This is a genomic window from Streptomyces sp. NPDC059850 (assembly GCF_042731515.1).
Taxonomy (GTDB): Bacteria; Actinomycetota; Actinomycetes; order Streptomycetales; family Streptomycetaceae; genus Streptomyces.
In genome coordinates, this window is the sequence record NZ_JBHWJI010000050.1 from 59,993 (window position 1) to 74,818 (window position 14,826).

A 14,826-nucleotide genomic window follows, 5' to 3' on the forward strand; every position below is an offset into this window, starting at 1 on the left:
GAGCACCGTTCACCCAGCGAGGAGACGACGATGTCTTCTTCCCTCTACTCCCGCCGCACTCTCCTCAAGCTGGCCGCCGGTGGCGGGCTCGCGGCCACCCTGAGTGGTTGTTCATCCGGCCCGCCGCCGGGCACGGCCACTTGGTCCATGTGGTCCAGCAGTCCCGAAGAGCTGAAGGTCTGGAACGACTTCAGCCGCTACGTCGAGAAGACGATGCGCGTCCGGTCGCTCTCGTCCCTCACCCCGTCGGCCGGGTACGCCCCCAAGCTGGACCTCCAGCTCGTCAGCGGCACGGCCAGCCTGGTCACCGCGCTGAACGGCTGGATGATCCCGACGTACGCGGCCCGGGGTTCGCACCGGGCGCTGGACGATCTGATCGCACAGGACCCGGACTTCGACCAGGACGACTTCTACCCGGCCAGCCAGTCGATCTCGTCCTTCGCGGGCAAGACGTACGCCATCGGCTTCGACGTGGCCCCGGCCGTGCTCTATTTCAACAAGACGCTGCTGGACAAGGCCGGTATCGATCCGCCGTCCCGCACCGAGCCGATGACATGGGCGGCCTTCCGGGAGCTGGCGATCGAGCTGAGCGGGCCGAAGGGGCAGTACGGATTCACCTGCGCGCCGCTGATGGACGACCTCATCTCGTGGATCTACAGCGCGGGCGGCAACGTCATGAACAAGAAGCAGGACGCCTCCGCCCTGGACAGCCCCGAATCGCTGGACGGCATCAATTTCCTCGTCGATCTGTTCGTCAAGGACCGCGTCACCCCGCCGATCAGCAACCTCGTCACCGAGGACGCCCTCGCCAACTTCCTCCAGGGGAACGTGGCCTTCATGCAGAACGGGCCCTGGCAGGTGCTCAACGTCCGGGACGCGAAGTTCGAGTGGGACATCGTGCCCTTCCCGGCCGGGCCAGCGGGCAGCACCCCGCGCGTCTCCGGCTCCAGCTTCGCCATCCCGGCCGGGGTCGAGGGCGACGACCTGGACTTGGCGTGGCGGCTGCTGAAGACGCTGACCAGCACCGGAGCCCTGGACATCTACGCCCGCGCGGGCCGCAACAACCCGGCGCGGTTCTCGGCGGGCAGCGCCTTCGAGCCGCCGCCCGCCAACCTCGGCATCGTCCAGCAGATCCTGGCGGGCAAGGTCGGCGGCGGTCACCCGTACGACGTCACCACCAACTGGAACCGGATCAAGCAGCTGCTGGCCCAGGACCTGCCCCGGGCGTTCCTCGGCGAGGTGACGGTCCCGGGCGTGCTGCGCGGGCTCACCCCGCAGCTGGACGTACTGATGCGGCAGCACAAGGACGCCGTACGGCAGGCCACCGAGGACGCCTGAACATCATCAGAGGGAGGATCACATGGCCGTCGAGGTCCACACCGCCGCACCCGGCGCCCCGCCGATACCATCCGCCGTGCCGCGCCGCCGAAGATGGCGCGGCTCGGAGACGCTGGCCGCCTGGCTGTTCCTGCTGCCCAGCCTGATCCCGTTCCTGATCTTCACCGCCGGGCCCGTCCTCGCGGCGGGCGTGATCTCACTGCTCGACTGGAACCTGTTCAGCCCGCCCAGCTTCGTCGGCCTCCACAACTTCGCGCGGCTCGGCCCCGATCCGACGTTCTGGGCGGCGCTCGTCAACACCGTCTACTTCACCTTCGTCACCGTGCCGCTGACGCTGCTGGTCAGCCTGGCGCTGGCGCTCCTGCTCAACCAGGGGCTGAGGCGCGTCGCGGTCTTCCGCTCCCTGTTGCTGCTGCCCTACGCCACCATCTCCGTCGCCGTGGCCTTCGTCTGGATCTGGCTCTACATCCCCCACGGCGGCCTGATCAACTCCCTGCTCGGCGTCTTCGGCATCGACGGACCGGCGTGGCTGGTCTCCGACACCTGGGCGATGCCCGCGCTCGTCGCGATGAGCGTCTGGAAGAGCTTCGGCTTCGGCATGGTGATCTTCCTCGCCGGACTCCAGGCCATCCCGCAGCAGCTCTACGAGGCCGCACGGGTCGACGGGGCCTCGCCGTGGCGCAGCTTCCGCGACGTGACGCTGCCGCTGCTCTCCCCGGCGATGTTCTTCGTCGTCGTCACCTCGGTCATCAGCTCGTTCCAGGTCTTCGACCAGGCGCTGGTCATGACGAACGGCGGGCCGGGCGTCCACACCACCACTCTTGTCATGTACATCTACCAAACGGGATTCCTGAATTACGAGCAGGGCTACGCGGCCGCCCAGTCGATCGTGCTGTTCGCGTTCATCGCGGTGATCACGGGGTCGCAGTTCCTGCTTCAGCGGAGGCTGGTCCACTATGACAACTGACGCCCACCGCGTGCGAGGGTCGCTGGGGTCGCGGAAGCTGCTGGTCTTCACCTGCTTCCTGGTCACGGCGGTCACGCTCACCCCTGTGGTGATGATGGTGCTCGTCGCGTTCCAGTCGGACAGCGAGTCGATGGCCGCGCAGCCGTCGTTCTGGCCCAGCACCTGGCACTTCGACAACATCAGCCGCGCTTTTGAGCTGGTGCCGCTCGGTGGCTATCTGATCAACACCGTCATCTTCGCGGGCGGGACGACGCTCCTGGAGACGGTCACGGCGGCGCTCGCCGCGTACGCGTTCGCCCGGCTCCAATTCCCCGGCCGCAGCGTGCTCTTCGGGATCTACCTGGCCACGCTGATGATCCCGACGCAGGTCACGCTGATCCCGCAGTTCATCCTGGTGGCCAAGGCGCACGGCGTCGACACCTGGGCGGGCATGATCCTGCCGCACGCCTTCACCGCGCTCGGGGTCTTCCTGCTCCGGCAGTTCTTCCTCAGCATCCCCCGGGACTACGAGGAGGCGGCGCGTCTTGACGGGGCGAACCGCTGGCAGGCGTTCACCCGCGTGATCATCCCGCTGGCCATTCCGGCGATCGCCACGCTGGCCGTGTTCAAGTTCATCACCCAGTGGAACAACCTGCTCTGGCCGCTGGTCATTTCCAACAGCGACTCCACGCGGACGGCGTCGGTCGGTCTCCAGGTGTTCCAGTCCGCCAACGGTACGCAGTGGAACCTGTTGCTGATGGCGGCCACCATCACCACCGTCCCGCTGATCGTGATCTTCTTCCTCACCCAGCGGTGGTTCGTGCGCGGGATCACCATGAGCGGACTGGGAGGCCGCTGACCCATGACATTCCTGTGGTCCGTCTTCACCAAGCCCTGGTCCCGGCTGCCGGGCGAGGAGCTGGGCAAGCTCGTCGCGGGGCTGGGCTTCTCCGGCGCCGAGGTCCCCGTACGGGACGGCGCCCATGTCACTCCGGCCGAGGCGGAACGGCTGCTGCCGCTGTTCGCCGCGCGACTGCGGGCCGAGGGGGTGGAGGTGATCAGCGTCGCGAGCGACCTCGGCGAGCCCGTCTTCGCGGGGTGCGCCGCTGCGGGCGTGCCGATGATCCGCGTCATGGCCGAACTCGGCCCGGACGGCTACGCCGCCTCCGTACGGCGCGTACGGCAGCGCCTGGAGGCCGCCGCGCCGCTCGCGGAGCGATACGGCGTACGGGTCGGGGTGCAGCCGCACCACGGGCGGTTCGTCTCGTCCGCGCTCGGGGTGATGGACCTGCTCGACGGGCTGCCGGTGGAGCACTTCCAGGTGGTGTGGGACGCGGCCCACGACGCGCTGGCGGGGGACGACCCGAGGGTGACGCTGCCGCTGTGTGCGGGGCGGCTGGGGATCGTCAACCTGAAGAACGCCATTTACGTTGCGAGTGATCCTTTGGCCGGATCGGTCGGCGGCAACTGGAAGCCGTGGTTCGTGCCGGGAGGGGACGGGCTTGCCAACTGGTCGGAGGTTCTGGGGCAGTTGGCGGAGCTGGGGTACGCGGGGCCCGTCTGTCTGTCCGGGCAGTATTCGGACCCCAGCGTTCCGGTGGAGGAACGGTTGGTGGCGGACCTCGCGGCGGCGCGTGCTGCTTGATGCGGCGTACCGTCGTTGTTCCGTGCGTCCGACGAGTGAGCAGGAGAGCGCATTGGCCACCACAGCCCCGCAGGGCGTCCCCGTTCCGTTACTCGATCCGGCCGCCGTGAAGCGGTGGAAGGCCGCCTCGGGGGCGGTGGTCGACCTGCTGGCCGAGGCGCGCGGGCTCGGCGGGGTCAGCGCCGTACCGCTCGGGCCGCGCCCCACGGTGCTGGTCACCGACCCGGACGCGGTGCGGCACGTCCTCGCCCTGCACCCCGACCGCTACGTGAAGCGTTCCCACCGGGCGCGGGTGCTGGTCGGGGACGGGGTGCTCTCGGCTTCCGGGGAGCCGTGGAAGCGTCAACGCCGTCTGCTGCAGGCGCAGTTCACCGGGGCGGGCATCCGCCGCTACGAGCAGCGCATCGACGCCGCCGCGCGGCGCGCCGCCGACCGCTGGGCCACTGCCGCCCGTACCAGCACCCCGACCGACGTCCGCGAGGACATGCGCTTCTTCGCCCTCGACACCATCTGGCGCTCGCTCACCGGGCACCCGCTCGACGCGGAGACCAACCGCGAACTCGCCTCCGTCGAGGCGGTCGGGGCGGCCCTCCCGACGACCCCTTCCGCGTCGTCCGACCTGGCCGAGCTGCGCGCCACCGTGGCGGCGGACCTCGCGCGGATCGACGCCGTCGCCCACGCGGCGATCGCGGCGGCCCGCCGGGGCGAGGCGGGACCGGACGGCCCCGGGCTGCTGCGCGTCCTGGTGGAGGCGGGGGAGAGCCGTCCCGAGTACACGGACCAACTCATCCGCGACGAGCTGGTCACGCTGCTGACCGCCGGGCACGAGACCACGGCCACCACGCTGGCCTGGCTGTATCTGCTGCTCGACCGCCACCCGGAGGCCCGCCGCTGGGCCCTGGACGCGGGTCCCGAAGGCTCACCCGAGCGCGAGAACGCGCTGCGGGCGCTCGCCTCCGAGACCCTGCGGCTCTATCCGGTGGCGTGGCTGATGCCGCGCCATGCCACCGAGGACGACACCGTCGCCGGATACCGCGTCGAGGCGGGCACCGACCTCTTCGTCTGCCCGTACCTCACCCACCGCGACCCTGAGCTGTGGCCCGAGCCTGAGCGGTTCGACCCCGCGCGGTTCGCGGACGACGGCCGGGGCTCCGCCCGGCACGGCGCGTACTTCCCCTTCGGGCTCGGGGCCAGGGCGTGCCTGGGGGCGCAGTTCGCGATGCGGGAGATGACGGCGCTGCTGGGGCTTCTGCTGCCCGCCTTCGTGCCGTCGTTCCACGCCACCCCGACGTCGACCGTCTTCGGGATCACGGTCCGCCCGGAGGGCCCGATGCCCGCCACGATTGCGGCTGTGTCCTAGTGCCCTAGTCGCTTTCGAAGTCCAGCGCCGTCCCGTACAGCCGGTCCACCTTCAGCCGGATGACGACCCGGCGCTCGGCGACCGCCTGCTCCAGGAACGCGTCCTCGGCGTCTTGGTCCTGCGGCTTCGCCGCCTCCGGCAGCATCGCCAGCAGCTCCCGCCCGACCGCGTCGCCCGGGGCCGTCGTCACCTCGGAGATCTCGGCCTCGCCCTCGGCGACGGCGAACGACCACGGGTCACCGCCCTGTACATGTACCGCCGTTCGCGGGTCGCGGCGCAGGTGCGTGACCTTGACGCGGTCCGCCGTGGTGGAGAACCGGACGATGCGGGCCTCGGGGTCCCAGCCGTAGACCATGGTGGTCAGGTGGGGGTGACCGCTGCGCTTGACGGTGGCGAGCGTGCCGAACTGCTGGGCGGCGAGCAGCGCGGAGGCGGCTTCGTCGGTCAACGGGCGCGGGCCCGGGGTCTGTGTCATGCCGTGCTCAACTGCCGCGCCCCGCCCGGCATTCCGGCCCGGCATTCCGGCCCGGGTCGCTCAGCCGGGTCGCTCAGCCGGGGCGCTCAGGCGGGGCGTTCAGCCGGGCGGCAGGTGGACCGTCATGATCAGGGTGCAGACCTCGGTTCCCGCGCCGCGATACGTGTGCGGGGCGTCGCCGTCGAACGTGGCGGTCTCCCCGGCCTCGACGGGGTGCTCGGTGCCGTCCACGACCAGGGTCATCCGGCCGGAGGTGACGCTGACCGTCTCCACCACCCCGGCCTGGTGGGGATGGCTGGGGTAGTCCTCGCCCGGGGCCAGCCGCCAGCGCCAGACCTCGACGGGGGACGGGCCCGAGGTCGTCAGCATGAGCCGGGCCTCGCTGCCCTCCTCGGTGGTCCACAGCGGGGCCACGGCGTCCGCCGCCACGACGCGTACGCGGCCCTCGGGCGGCCCCTGCATCAGGTCGGACACCGAGATGCCGAGGGTGTCGGCCAGCCGGACCAGGGTGGCCAGGTTCGGGTTGCCCTGGGCCTTCTCAAGACCCACCAAGGCGCCCTTGCTGACCTGGGCGCGGCGGCTCAGCTCCTCCAGGGACAGGCCCGCGCGGGTGCGGGCCGCCCTGACGTTGTGCGCGACCGTCCGCAGGGCTGCGGCCGTCTCCACCATCTGCTCACCCATCCTCGGGTCATTTGAATGTGCTGCGCGGTCGTTTTGTTGACATCAACCGGTCGATCTGCTGTACGGTCTGGTCGTTCCACTGAATCGTAAGGGATGTGCTGTGTTCGCTCTGCTGCTGGCCCTGGGCAGCTCACTCGCCTACGGATGCGCCGACTTCCTCGGCGGCCTCGGCGCCCGTAAAGCCCACGTACTGCGCACCGTGATGGTCGCGGCCCCGGCGAGCCTCGCCGTCGAGCTGCTGCTGTGGCCGGTGCTCGGCGCCTCGTTCAGCAGTGCCACCCTCGGCTGGGGCGCGGCGTCGGGCGTCGCCTCGGCCGCCGCGTTCGCCCTGCTCTACCGCACCCTGGCGATAGGCCCGATGAACGTGCTGTCGCCCGTGACCGCGCTGGTGTCCGCCGCGCTGCCGGTCACCGTGGGCCTGCTGCAGGGCGAGCGGCTGGCCACCGCCGGACTGGTGGGGCTGCCGCTCGCCCTGGTGGCGGTGGTCCTGGTCAGCGCCGGACACGGCGCGGGCGCGGCGCGCCCCTCCCGTAACGCCCTGCTGCTGGCCTTCGGCGCGGGCGCCGCCATCGCGCTCCAGCTGGTCTGCCTCCACCAGGCGCCGTCGGACAGCGGCGTGGCCCCGCTGATCGTGGGCCGCGCGGTCGCCTCGACCGTCACCCTGGCCGCCGCCGGGCTGCTGCACCGCAGGCTGGGCCGCGAGCGGCCCGCGTACGGGATGTCGGCGGCGGCGGGCGTGCTCGACTCCCTGGCCAACCTCCTCTTCCTGCTCGCCGCCCGCAGCGGGGACCTCGCCGTCGTCGCCGTGATCACCGCCCTGTATCCGGCCGGTACGGTCCTGCTCGCCCGGGGCGTCCTCGCCGAACGCATCCACCGGGGGCAGCTCGTCGGCCTGGGCACCGCCGCCGTAGCCGTCAGCCTCCTCGCCCTGACCTGAGCCGCCACCCACGTAAGAAGAGGACCCACATGCCCGTCGTCCACCTCACCCCCGCCGTCGCGGACGCCTTCCCCGACACCCTCATCGCCCTGGTCACCGCCACCGGGACGCGCGGCCGCGAGCCCTGGCCCGGCACCGCCGCCGCGCTGGACGACCTGGAGCGGCGGCTCGCCGACGGTGCCTGGCAGCCCGCCGACGAGAGCGACCCGCGCATCGAGGCGTGGCACACCGCCTACCGCTCCTTCGGCACCAACCCCCGCCGCATCCGCCCCAGCGTCGACGCGCTCGGCCGCCGCATGGCGAAGAAGGGGGCTCTGCCGCGTATCAACCCGGCCGTCGACTCCTACAACGCCGTCTCCGTCCGGCACGGACTGCCCGCCGGGGCCTTCGACCTGGACCAGGTCACCGGGGATATCGACATCCGGTACGCGGACGGCGGCGAGGCCTTCACCCCGCTCGGCGAGCCCGACACCGTCGAGCACCCCAAGACCGGCGAGATCATCTACGCGGACACCACCGGCGTCCTGACCCGCCACTGGAACCACCGCGACGCCCACCGCACCCGCGTCACCGAGGACTCCGCGCGCATCGTCTTCGCCCTCGAAACCCTCCACGCCGACCGCGACGGCCACCTCCTCAAGGCCGCCGCCGAGGAGCTGCGCGGGCTGCTCACCCCCCACACCGACCAGACCGCCGTGCGGTACCTCGGCCCGGCGCAGCCCCGGGTCACCGCCTGAGCAGGTAGGCCGCCGTCAGCGCGACGGCACGGTCCTCGTCATGGGACAGCTCCGCGAGGGCGCGTGACGCCGTGACCCCCGGGATGTCCGCGAGCGCCTGGGTCAGCCGTCGGCGGGCGGACGAGGCGAGGGTGGCGTGGGCGAGGCGGTCGACGAGCCCGGTGGCGATCCGGTCCGCCACCACGGGGTCACTCGCGAGCGCGCCCAACGCGTCGGCGGCGTCCACGTCGTTCGTCCCGTTGACAATCACGTCGATGAGCGTCGGGACCGCGTCGGCCGCGCCACGTGGCCCGAGGGCCAGCGCCGCGTAGCCGCGGACGACGATGTCGGGGTGGGTGAGGGCGTCCTGCAGCAGCCGCGTCGACTCGCCGTCCGGAATCTCGGCGATGGCCTGGACGGCACGCTTCCGTACCTCGGCCACAGGTGAGCCAAGGCCCTCCGCCAGCAGTGCCAGTCCGGCATCGCCCTGTCGCGCCAGGGCCCATCGAAGCGCTCCGGCGACGTTCGGGTTCGCCTCGCTCAGCGCCGCCTCGACCAGTGCTTCCACAGGCACCTCTTCGACCGGGGACAGCGCCGCGCGCTGGCGCGTCCCGGGGCTCTGCGAGCGCAGGGCCTGGAGGAGCGCGACGCTCTGCAGGACGTCCTCCCAGCCGGTGGGTTCCGCGGCGCCGATCCGGCGCAGGCGCGTCAGCAGCTCCGTCTCCGCCGCGATGCGCTCCCGCGTCTGGCGGATGAGGTCATCGACCAGCTCCGAGGGCGCGAAGCCGGGACCATCCAGCGCGCGGCTGACGTCACGCAGCGACAGCCCCAGGGACCGCAGGCTCTCGATGTGGAAGATCCGCCGGATGTCGGCATCGGAGTACTCGCGGTACCCGGCCTCCGTACGGCCCGTCGGCCGCACCAGGCCGAGCGCGTCGTAATGCCTGAGCATGCGGGCGCTGACCCCGGACCGCCGCGCCACCTCACCGATCAACACTGCCCCTCACCCCTCCTTGCTGCTCGTGCCCAGGGCCACGATGCGCTTCGCCTCCTCGATCGCGACGTCGAATCCGGCATTCGGGTCGCGCGACAGCCGTTCCGTGGCGATCGCGTGCGCGCGTACGTCTGAGGAGGCGCCCGTGGTCGCGGCGCGCAGGGTCGGCATGATCGCCTCGCCGAGCCCGATCAGTGCCCGGCTGAGGCTCAATTGCAGCTCCCGCTCGCCGCGCCCGAGCTGTGTCGCCAACACTCCGGCCAACTCGGGTTCCTCCCCCTCGGGTACGAGCACGACCGCCGTTCGCCAGGCGGTCCGCGCCACCTCGTCGTCGGCGTCGGTCAGCAGCGCCCGGGTGATCGACGGCCACGCCTGCCGATCCCCGATCTTGGACAGCGTGTGCAACGCCTGGCTTCGCGCCTGCGGCGCACGCTCCGGGCGAAGCTCATCGATGAGACGCGGAACCGTCATCGCGGCTGAGTGGCGGGTGAGTGCCCACGTCAGCATGTCGCGTACCAGGAACTCGGGCTCGACCGCGCAGCGTTCGATGAGCTTGTCGACGAACCTGGGGTCAGGGGACGTGCCTATCGCCAGCGCCACCCGCAGCCGGACCGACGAGTCGCTGTGCTCCAGCCCCCGGACGGCTCGCATGGTGTTCGTGTCCTCTTTCTGCATGGCCACAGTGAAGGCCTTGTCACCGTGTCAAGGTCAAGCGAGTTATGTCAGCGGGCGAGGAAAAAACTTTCGGCGGCGATGTCGAGAACCCGGGACCCGCTCCGTCCCTGCTATGAACGCGACGACAATGAGTCGCACCGGTACCTGAGGAGAACCATCATGGCCAAGTACTTGCTGCTCAAGCACTACCGAGGCGCCCCGGCCGCGGTCAACGACGTGCCCATGGACCAGTGGAAGCCGGAAGAGATCACGGCGCACGTGGCGTACATGAACGACTTCGCGGCGCGGCTGGAGAAGACCGGCGAGTTCGTCGACGGTCAGGCGCTCGCCCCCGAGGGGACGTGGGTCCGGTACGACGGTGAGGGGCGGCCGCCGGTCACCGACGGGCCGTTCGCCGAGACCAAGGACCTCATCGCGGGCTGGATGGTGATCGACGTCGACAGCTACGAGCGCGCCGTCGAGCTGGCCGGGGAGCTGTCGGCCGCACCCGGCAAGGACGGGAAGCCGATCCACGAGTGGCTGGAGCTGCGCCCGTTCCTGACCGCGCCGCCCACCATCACGGAGTGACCTCATCGATGAACGAGGCCCTGCTCCGGAGCCTCACCCCGAGTGTGCTCGCCATCCTCGTCCGCCGCGGAGCCGACTTCGCGGCGGCCGAGGACGCCGTGCAGGACGCGCTGGTGGAGGCGGTCCGTACGTGGCCGGATGAGCAGCCCCGGGACCCCAAGGGGTGGCTGGTCACCGTAGCTTGGCGCCGGTTCCTCGACGCGACCCGGGCGGACGCCGCGCGGCGGCGGCGTGAGGACCGCGTCGAGGAGGAACCGGGGCCGGGGCCCGCGCCCTCCGTGGACGACACGCTCCAGCTCTACTTCCTGTGCGCCCACCCGTCGCTCACGGCGTCGTCGGCGGTCGCGCTCACCCTGCGCGCCGTGGGCGGGCTCACCACCCGGCAGATCGCCCAGGCCTACCTGGTGCCCGAGGCGACCATGGCGCAGCGCATCAGCCGGGCCAAGCGCACGGTGTCGGGCGTGCGCTTCGACCAGCCCGGCGACGTCGCCACCGTGCTGCGCGTCCTCTACCTGGTCTTCAACGAGGGCTACTCCGGCGACGTCGACCTCGCCGCCGAGGCCATCCGGCTCACCCGGCAGCTCGCGGCGGCGATCGACCACCCCGAGGTGGCGGGGCTGCTCGCCCTCATGCTGCTCCACCACGCCCGGCGCGCCGCCCGGACCGCGCCGGACGGCAGCCTGGTGCCGCTCGCCGAGCAGGACCGGGGCCGGTGGGACACCGCGTCGATCGCCGAGGGCGTCGAGATCCTGCAGACGGCCCTCGCCCGCGACCGGCTGGGCGAGTTCCAGGCCCAGGCCGCCATCGCGGCACTCCACGCCGACGCGCCCACCGCCGGGGAGACGGACTGGGTACAGATCGTCGAGTGGTACGACGAACTCGCGGCCCTGACTGACAGCCCGGTCGTCCGGCTCAACCGCGCGGTGGCCGTGGGCGAGGCAGACGGACCGCGTGCGGGCCTGGCGGCGCTCGCGGCGCTGGACGACTCCCTGCCCCGCCACGCCGCGGTGGCGGCGTACCTCCACGAGCGCGACGGCGACCTGGCGACGGCGGCGCGGCTGTACGCCGAGGCGGCGGAGAAGGCGTCCAACCTCGCCGAACGCGACCATCTGACGCGCCAGGCCGCCCGGCTCAACGCGCGCGAGTCCCGCTGACGGTCGCGCGTACGGCGTCAGCGCGGCCAGATGGGCGGGTTGGTGCAGAACGCGCCGCCCAGGTGGGCGTGGTCGGGGTTGTCCGGGTCCAGTTCGCCCTCCGCGGCGATGAGCTTGGCGGCGTACGGCTCCGAGTCGTCCTGCGGTTCGTAGCCCAGCGCCCGGGCGGAGGACAGGTCCCACCACAGGCGGGTGTTGTCCGAGCTGCCGTACACGACGGTGTAGCCGACGTCCTCGGCGGTGAGCGCGGCGTGCAGGAGGCGGGCGCCGTCGGCCGGGCTCATCCAGATGGACAGCATCCGGACGTTCGTCGGCTCGGGGAAGCAGGAGCCGATGCGGATGGCGACGGACTCGATGCCGTACTTGTCCCAGTAGTACGAGCCCAGGTCCTCGCCGAACGACTTGGAGATGCCGTAGTAGGTGTCCGGGCGGCGCGGGGTGTCGATCGGGATCAGCGGGGCGCCATCGCCGGACGGGTCGTTGCCGGACGGGCGGGGCGTGAAGCCCACCGCGTGGTTGCTGGACGCGAAGACGATCCGGCGGACGCCCGCCTCGCGGGCCGCCGCGTAGAGGTTGTACGTGCCCTGGATGTTGGCCGCGAGGATCTTCTCGAACGAGGCTTCCAGCGAGATGCCCGCGAGGTGGATGATCGCGTCGACACCCTCCACGGCCCGGCGCAGCGCGTCCTCGTCGGCGAGATCGGCGATGATCGCGTCCGGGGCGTCGGGGATGGGGATGACGTCGAACAGGCGCAGCTCGTAGCCGTACGCGGGCAGCAGCTCGCGCATCAGGGTGCCCATGCCGCCTGCGGCGCCGGTGAGGAGGATGGTGCGGGGAGCGGGCGCGGACATGGGCGGATCTCCTCCGGGCGGGTGCAGGGCTGGGCGCTGGGCGTATATGTGCATCTCGTTCAGATGCATGGACAACGTAGGGATTGTGGGTGGGGGCGTCAAGGGTGATCGATGCGCGCGCCGCCCCTTGACCTGTGCGCGAAGGCTGCCATACGGTGTCCGCGTTCATGAATATAGATGCCGATCAGAGACGTGCACGCGCGCCGTATGTGCGGGCACGCGACAGGGAGAGCCCGTGACCACAGCCCCCTCAGCCTCGGCATCGCTCGCCGAGCGTCTTGACGGACTGCTGTTCTTCCCCGTGACCGCCTTTGGGCCCGATGGCGCCCTTGATCTGGAGGTCTACCGCACCCATGTGCGCCGTGGCATCGAGGCGGGCGCCGGGGCCGTCTTCGCCTGCTGCGGTACGGGGGAGTTCCACGCGCTGACCCCCGAGGAGTTCCACGACTGCGTCACCGTGGCGGTGGAAGAGGCCGCGGCGGTCGAGGCGGCCGGTGGGGTACGGGTGCCGGTCGTCGCGGGCGCCGGATACGGGACGGCGCTCGCCGTGCACTACGCCAAGCTCGCGGAGCGGGCGGGGGCGGACGGGCTGCTCGCCATGCCGCCGTATCTGGTGGTGGCCGATCAGGAGGGGCTGGTCCGGCACTACACCGCGCTGGCGGGGGCGACGGAGCTGGATGTTGTCGTGTACCAGCGCGACAACGCCGTTTTCGCACCGGAAACCGTGGCGCGGCTCGCGCGGGTGCCGGGGATCATCGGGCTGAAGGACGGGCTCGGCGACCTGGACCTGATGCAGCGCATCGTGAGCGCGGTGCGGGAGGCGGGGGTGGAGGGGTTCCGTTACTTCAACGGGCTGCCGACTGCCGAGCTGACCGGGCTGGCGTACCGGGGGATCGGGGTCACGCTGTACTCGTCCGCCGTCTTCTGCTTCGTGCCGGAAGTCGCGCTGGCGTTCCACCGGGCGTTGCTGGCGGGCGACGACGATGTCGTCAACCGGCTGCTGGACGGCTTCTACCGGCCGCTCGTCGAACTGCGCAACCAGGGGCGCGGATACGCCGTATCGCTGGTCAAGGCGGGTGTGCGGATGCGCGGGCTGGACGTGGGCGAGGTGCGGTCGCCGCTGAGTGAGCCGAGCGCGGCGCATGTGAAGGAGCTGGCCGAGCTGATCGAGCGGGGCATGGAGCTGGTGGGGGAGGGCGGCGCGCGATGACCTCGATGAAGGCCTCTGCCTTTGTGTACCCGTGGGATGTGGTCGGGGACCCGGACGCGGCGGCGCGTATCGCCGACTTGGGCGTACGGCAGGTCACCCTGGCCTCCGCGTATCACTCGACGCGGGCTCTTACGCCGCGCCATCCGAGGCACCGGATCGTGACGGCGCGGCATTCTGCCGTGCTGTATCCGCCGGATGTGGCGGGTCGGTGGGCTGGGCGGGCGTTGCGGCCGTTCGAGCAGACGTGGGTGGCCGGGTCCGATCCCTTCGGGGAGGCGGCGGAGGCGCTGGCGGGGGCCGGTCTTGAGGTGCACGCGTGGGTCGTGCTGGCCCATAACTCCCGGCTGGGGGACGAGCATCCGGGCACGTCGGTGCGGAATGTGTACGGGGACCGGTATCCGTGGGCGCCGTGCATCGGGCAGCCCGAGGTGCGCGAGTATCTGGTCGACCTGGCGGTCGAGGCGTCTGTGCGGCCGGGGGCGGCTGGGGTCGAGCTGGAGTCGTGCGGTTGGTACGGGCTCGCCCATCTGCACGCCCACGACAAGATCGGTGGGGTGGGGCTGGGGGAGGAGGCGCAGTATCTGATGTCGCTGTGCTTCTGCGAGTGCTGTTGTGCGGGGTACGAGGGGCTGGGGGCGGAGGTGGAGGAGCTGCGGGCGGCCGTGCGGCGGGCGTTGGACCCGGTGTGGTCCGGTGCGGCTCCTGGTGCGCTGGGCGCGGATGTGGCGGGGATCTTCGCGGCGTGGCGTGACGGGGTGGCGAGCGGGCTGCAGCGGGACGCGGTGTCTGCGGTGCGGTCTGCGGCGGCCTCGGGGTCTGGTTTTCAGGTGCTGCTGCATGCGGTGCCTTGGCGGCGGGGGGTTGGCGCCAATGTGGGCGTCGACCCGGCGGATGTGCTCGCGCATGCGGATGGGGTGGTGCTGCCGTGCACGGGTGACGCGGCGGCCCGTGCCGCCGTTTTGCCGCCGTTCGTTCCGCACCGGCGGGAGGGGACGGTGCTTGCCGCGAACTTCACGGTGGTGGCGGGGATGGGGGGTCGGCCGTCCTCGCTGGTGGATGACGCGGTGCACGCGGCGGAGCTGGGGGCGGACGAAATCCGCCTGTACCACGCGGGGTTGGCGTCGGACCAGGACCTGGCGGAGGTCCGAAAGGCCCTGTCCCACCTGGGGTGACCTTTCCCCCACCCCGCCCCTTCCCGAAACCGGGGGCAAGCCCCCGGCCCCCCGGCGGGGCTCCGCCCCTGCACCCCGCACCTCAAACGCCGGAGGGGCTGGGAG

General features: G+C 71.6%; 16 protein-coding genes. 11 read left to right on the top strand and 5 right to left on the bottom strand.

What is annotated here, in order from left to right; all coding sequences use genetic code 11:
* The first annotated feature begins 30 nt into the window (after window positions 1-30).
* The 5 genes from ACFV9T_RS32080 to ACFV9T_RS32100 are packed head-to-tail and all read left to right on the top strand — an operon-like array spanning window position 31 to window position 5,289.
* Window positions 31-1,338, top strand: a complete 1,308-nt coding sequence (locus ACFV9T_RS32080; protein ID WP_385445977.1) for an ABC transporter substrate-binding protein — start codon at window positions 31-33, stop codon at window positions 1,336-1,338.
* Window positions 1,339-1,360: 22 nt separating this feature from the next.
* On the top strand, window positions 1,361-2,305 hold the full coding sequence (locus ACFV9T_RS32085; protein WP_385445978.1) for a carbohydrate ABC transporter permease: 945 nt from the start codon (window positions 1,361-1,363) through the stop codon (window positions 2,303-2,305).
* Window positions 2,295-3,143 carry a carbohydrate ABC transporter permease gene (locus ACFV9T_RS32090; RefSeq protein WP_385445979.1) on the top strand — a complete coding sequence of 283 codons (849 nt, stop codon included), beginning with the start codon at window positions 2,295-2,297 and terminating at the stop codon, window positions 3,141-3,143. Before ACFV9T_RS32085 ends, ACFV9T_RS32090 begins: the two co-directional genes overlap by 11 nt.
* A 3-nt stretch (window positions 3,144-3,146) precedes the next feature.
* The gene (locus ACFV9T_RS32095; protein WP_385445981.1) at window positions 3,147-3,929 is read left to right on the top strand and encodes a sugar phosphate isomerase/epimerase family protein; all 783 of its coding nucleotides are present in this window, start codon (window positions 3,147-3,149) and stop codon (window positions 3,927-3,929) included.
* Window positions 3,930-3,981: 52 nt separating this feature from the next.
* The gene (locus ACFV9T_RS32100; protein ID WP_385445982.1) at window positions 3,982-5,289 is read left to right on the top strand and encodes a cytochrome P450; all 1,308 of its coding nucleotides are present in this window, start codon (window positions 3,982-3,984) and stop codon (window positions 5,287-5,289) included.
* Between the two features lie 4 nt (window positions 5,290-5,293).
* On the opposite strand, the gene ACFV9T_RS32105 is transcribed toward ACFV9T_RS32100, so the two are convergent.
* The gene (locus ACFV9T_RS32105; protein ID WP_385445983.1) at window positions 5,294-5,764 is read right to left on the bottom strand and encodes a TIGR03618 family F420-dependent PPOX class oxidoreductase; all 471 of its coding nucleotides are present in this window, start codon (window positions 5,762-5,764) and stop codon (window positions 5,294-5,296) included.
* 99 nt (window positions 5,765-5,863) lie between these two features.
* Window positions 5,864-6,433 (bottom strand): helix-turn-helix domain-containing protein, encoded by a 570-nt coding sequence (locus tag ACFV9T_RS32110; RefSeq protein ID WP_385445997.1) that lies wholly within the window; start codon window positions 6,431-6,433, stop codon window positions 5,864-5,866.
* 112 nt (window positions 6,434-6,545) lie between these two features.
* On the opposite strand from ACFV9T_RS32110, the gene ACFV9T_RS32115 reads away from it, so the two are divergent.
* Both ACFV9T_RS32115 and ACFV9T_RS32120 read left to right on the top strand, forming a co-directional pair.
* On the top strand, window positions 6,546-7,382 hold the full coding sequence (locus ACFV9T_RS32115; protein ID WP_385445984.1) for an EamA family transporter: 837 nt from the start codon (window positions 6,546-6,548) through the stop codon (window positions 7,380-7,382).
* A 29-nt stretch (window positions 7,383-7,411) separates the two neighbouring features.
* A complete protein-coding gene (locus ACFV9T_RS32120) occupies window positions 7,412-8,119 on the top strand; it encodes a B3/4 domain-containing protein (protein ID WP_385445985.1) in 708 nt (235 codons plus the stop codon).
* On the opposite strand, the gene ACFV9T_RS32125 is transcribed toward ACFV9T_RS32120, so the two are convergent.
* Window positions 8,109-9,095 (bottom strand): MerR family transcriptional regulator, encoded by a 987-nt coding sequence (locus ACFV9T_RS32125; protein WP_385445986.1) that lies wholly within the window; start codon window positions 9,093-9,095, stop codon window positions 8,109-8,111. The genes ACFV9T_RS32120 and ACFV9T_RS32125 overlap by 11 nt on opposite strands.
* A gap of 6 nt (window positions 9,096-9,101) precedes the next feature.
* Window positions 9,102-9,767, bottom strand: coding sequence for a HEAT repeat domain-containing protein (locus ACFV9T_RS32130; protein WP_385445987.1), 666 nt, complete (start codon window positions 9,765-9,767; stop codon window positions 9,102-9,104).
* Between the two features lie 159 nt (window positions 9,768-9,926).
* Between ACFV9T_RS32130 and ACFV9T_RS32135 the strand changes: the two genes are divergently transcribed.
* Both ACFV9T_RS32135 and ACFV9T_RS32140 read left to right on the top strand, forming a co-directional pair.
* Entirely contained in the window at window positions 9,927-10,334 is a 408-nt protein-coding gene (locus ACFV9T_RS32135; protein ID WP_385445989.1) for a YciI family protein, read from the top strand.
* An 8-nt stretch (window positions 10,335-10,342) separates the two neighbouring features.
* Window positions 10,343-11,488 (top strand): RNA polymerase sigma factor, encoded by a 1,146-nt coding sequence (locus ACFV9T_RS32140; RefSeq protein ID WP_385445998.1) that lies wholly within the window; start codon window positions 10,343-10,345, stop codon window positions 11,486-11,488.
* A gap of 17 nt (window positions 11,489-11,505) precedes the next feature.
* On the opposite strand, the gene ACFV9T_RS32145 is transcribed toward ACFV9T_RS32140, so the two are convergent.
* Window positions 11,506-12,339 (bottom strand): NAD-dependent epimerase/dehydratase family protein, encoded by an 834-nt coding sequence (locus tag ACFV9T_RS32145; protein ID WP_385445991.1) that lies wholly within the window; start codon window positions 12,337-12,339, stop codon window positions 11,506-11,508.
* A gap of 235 nt (window positions 12,340-12,574) precedes the next feature.
* Here ACFV9T_RS32145 and ACFV9T_RS32150 point away from each other — a divergent pair, with 235 nt between their 5' ends.
* Entirely contained in the window at window positions 12,575-13,549 is a 975-nt protein-coding gene (locus ACFV9T_RS32150) for a 5-dehydro-4-deoxyglucarate dehydratase (RefSeq protein ID WP_385445992.1), read from the top strand.
* Window positions 13,550-13,554: 5 nt separating this feature from the next.
* Window positions 13,555-14,721: a hypothetical protein gene (locus tag ACFV9T_RS32155; RefSeq protein ID WP_385445999.1), complete on the top strand. Its 1,167-nt coding sequence runs from the start codon at window positions 13,555-13,557 to the stop codon at window positions 14,719-14,721.
* The last annotated feature ends 105 nt before the right edge of the window (window positions 14,722-14,826 follow it).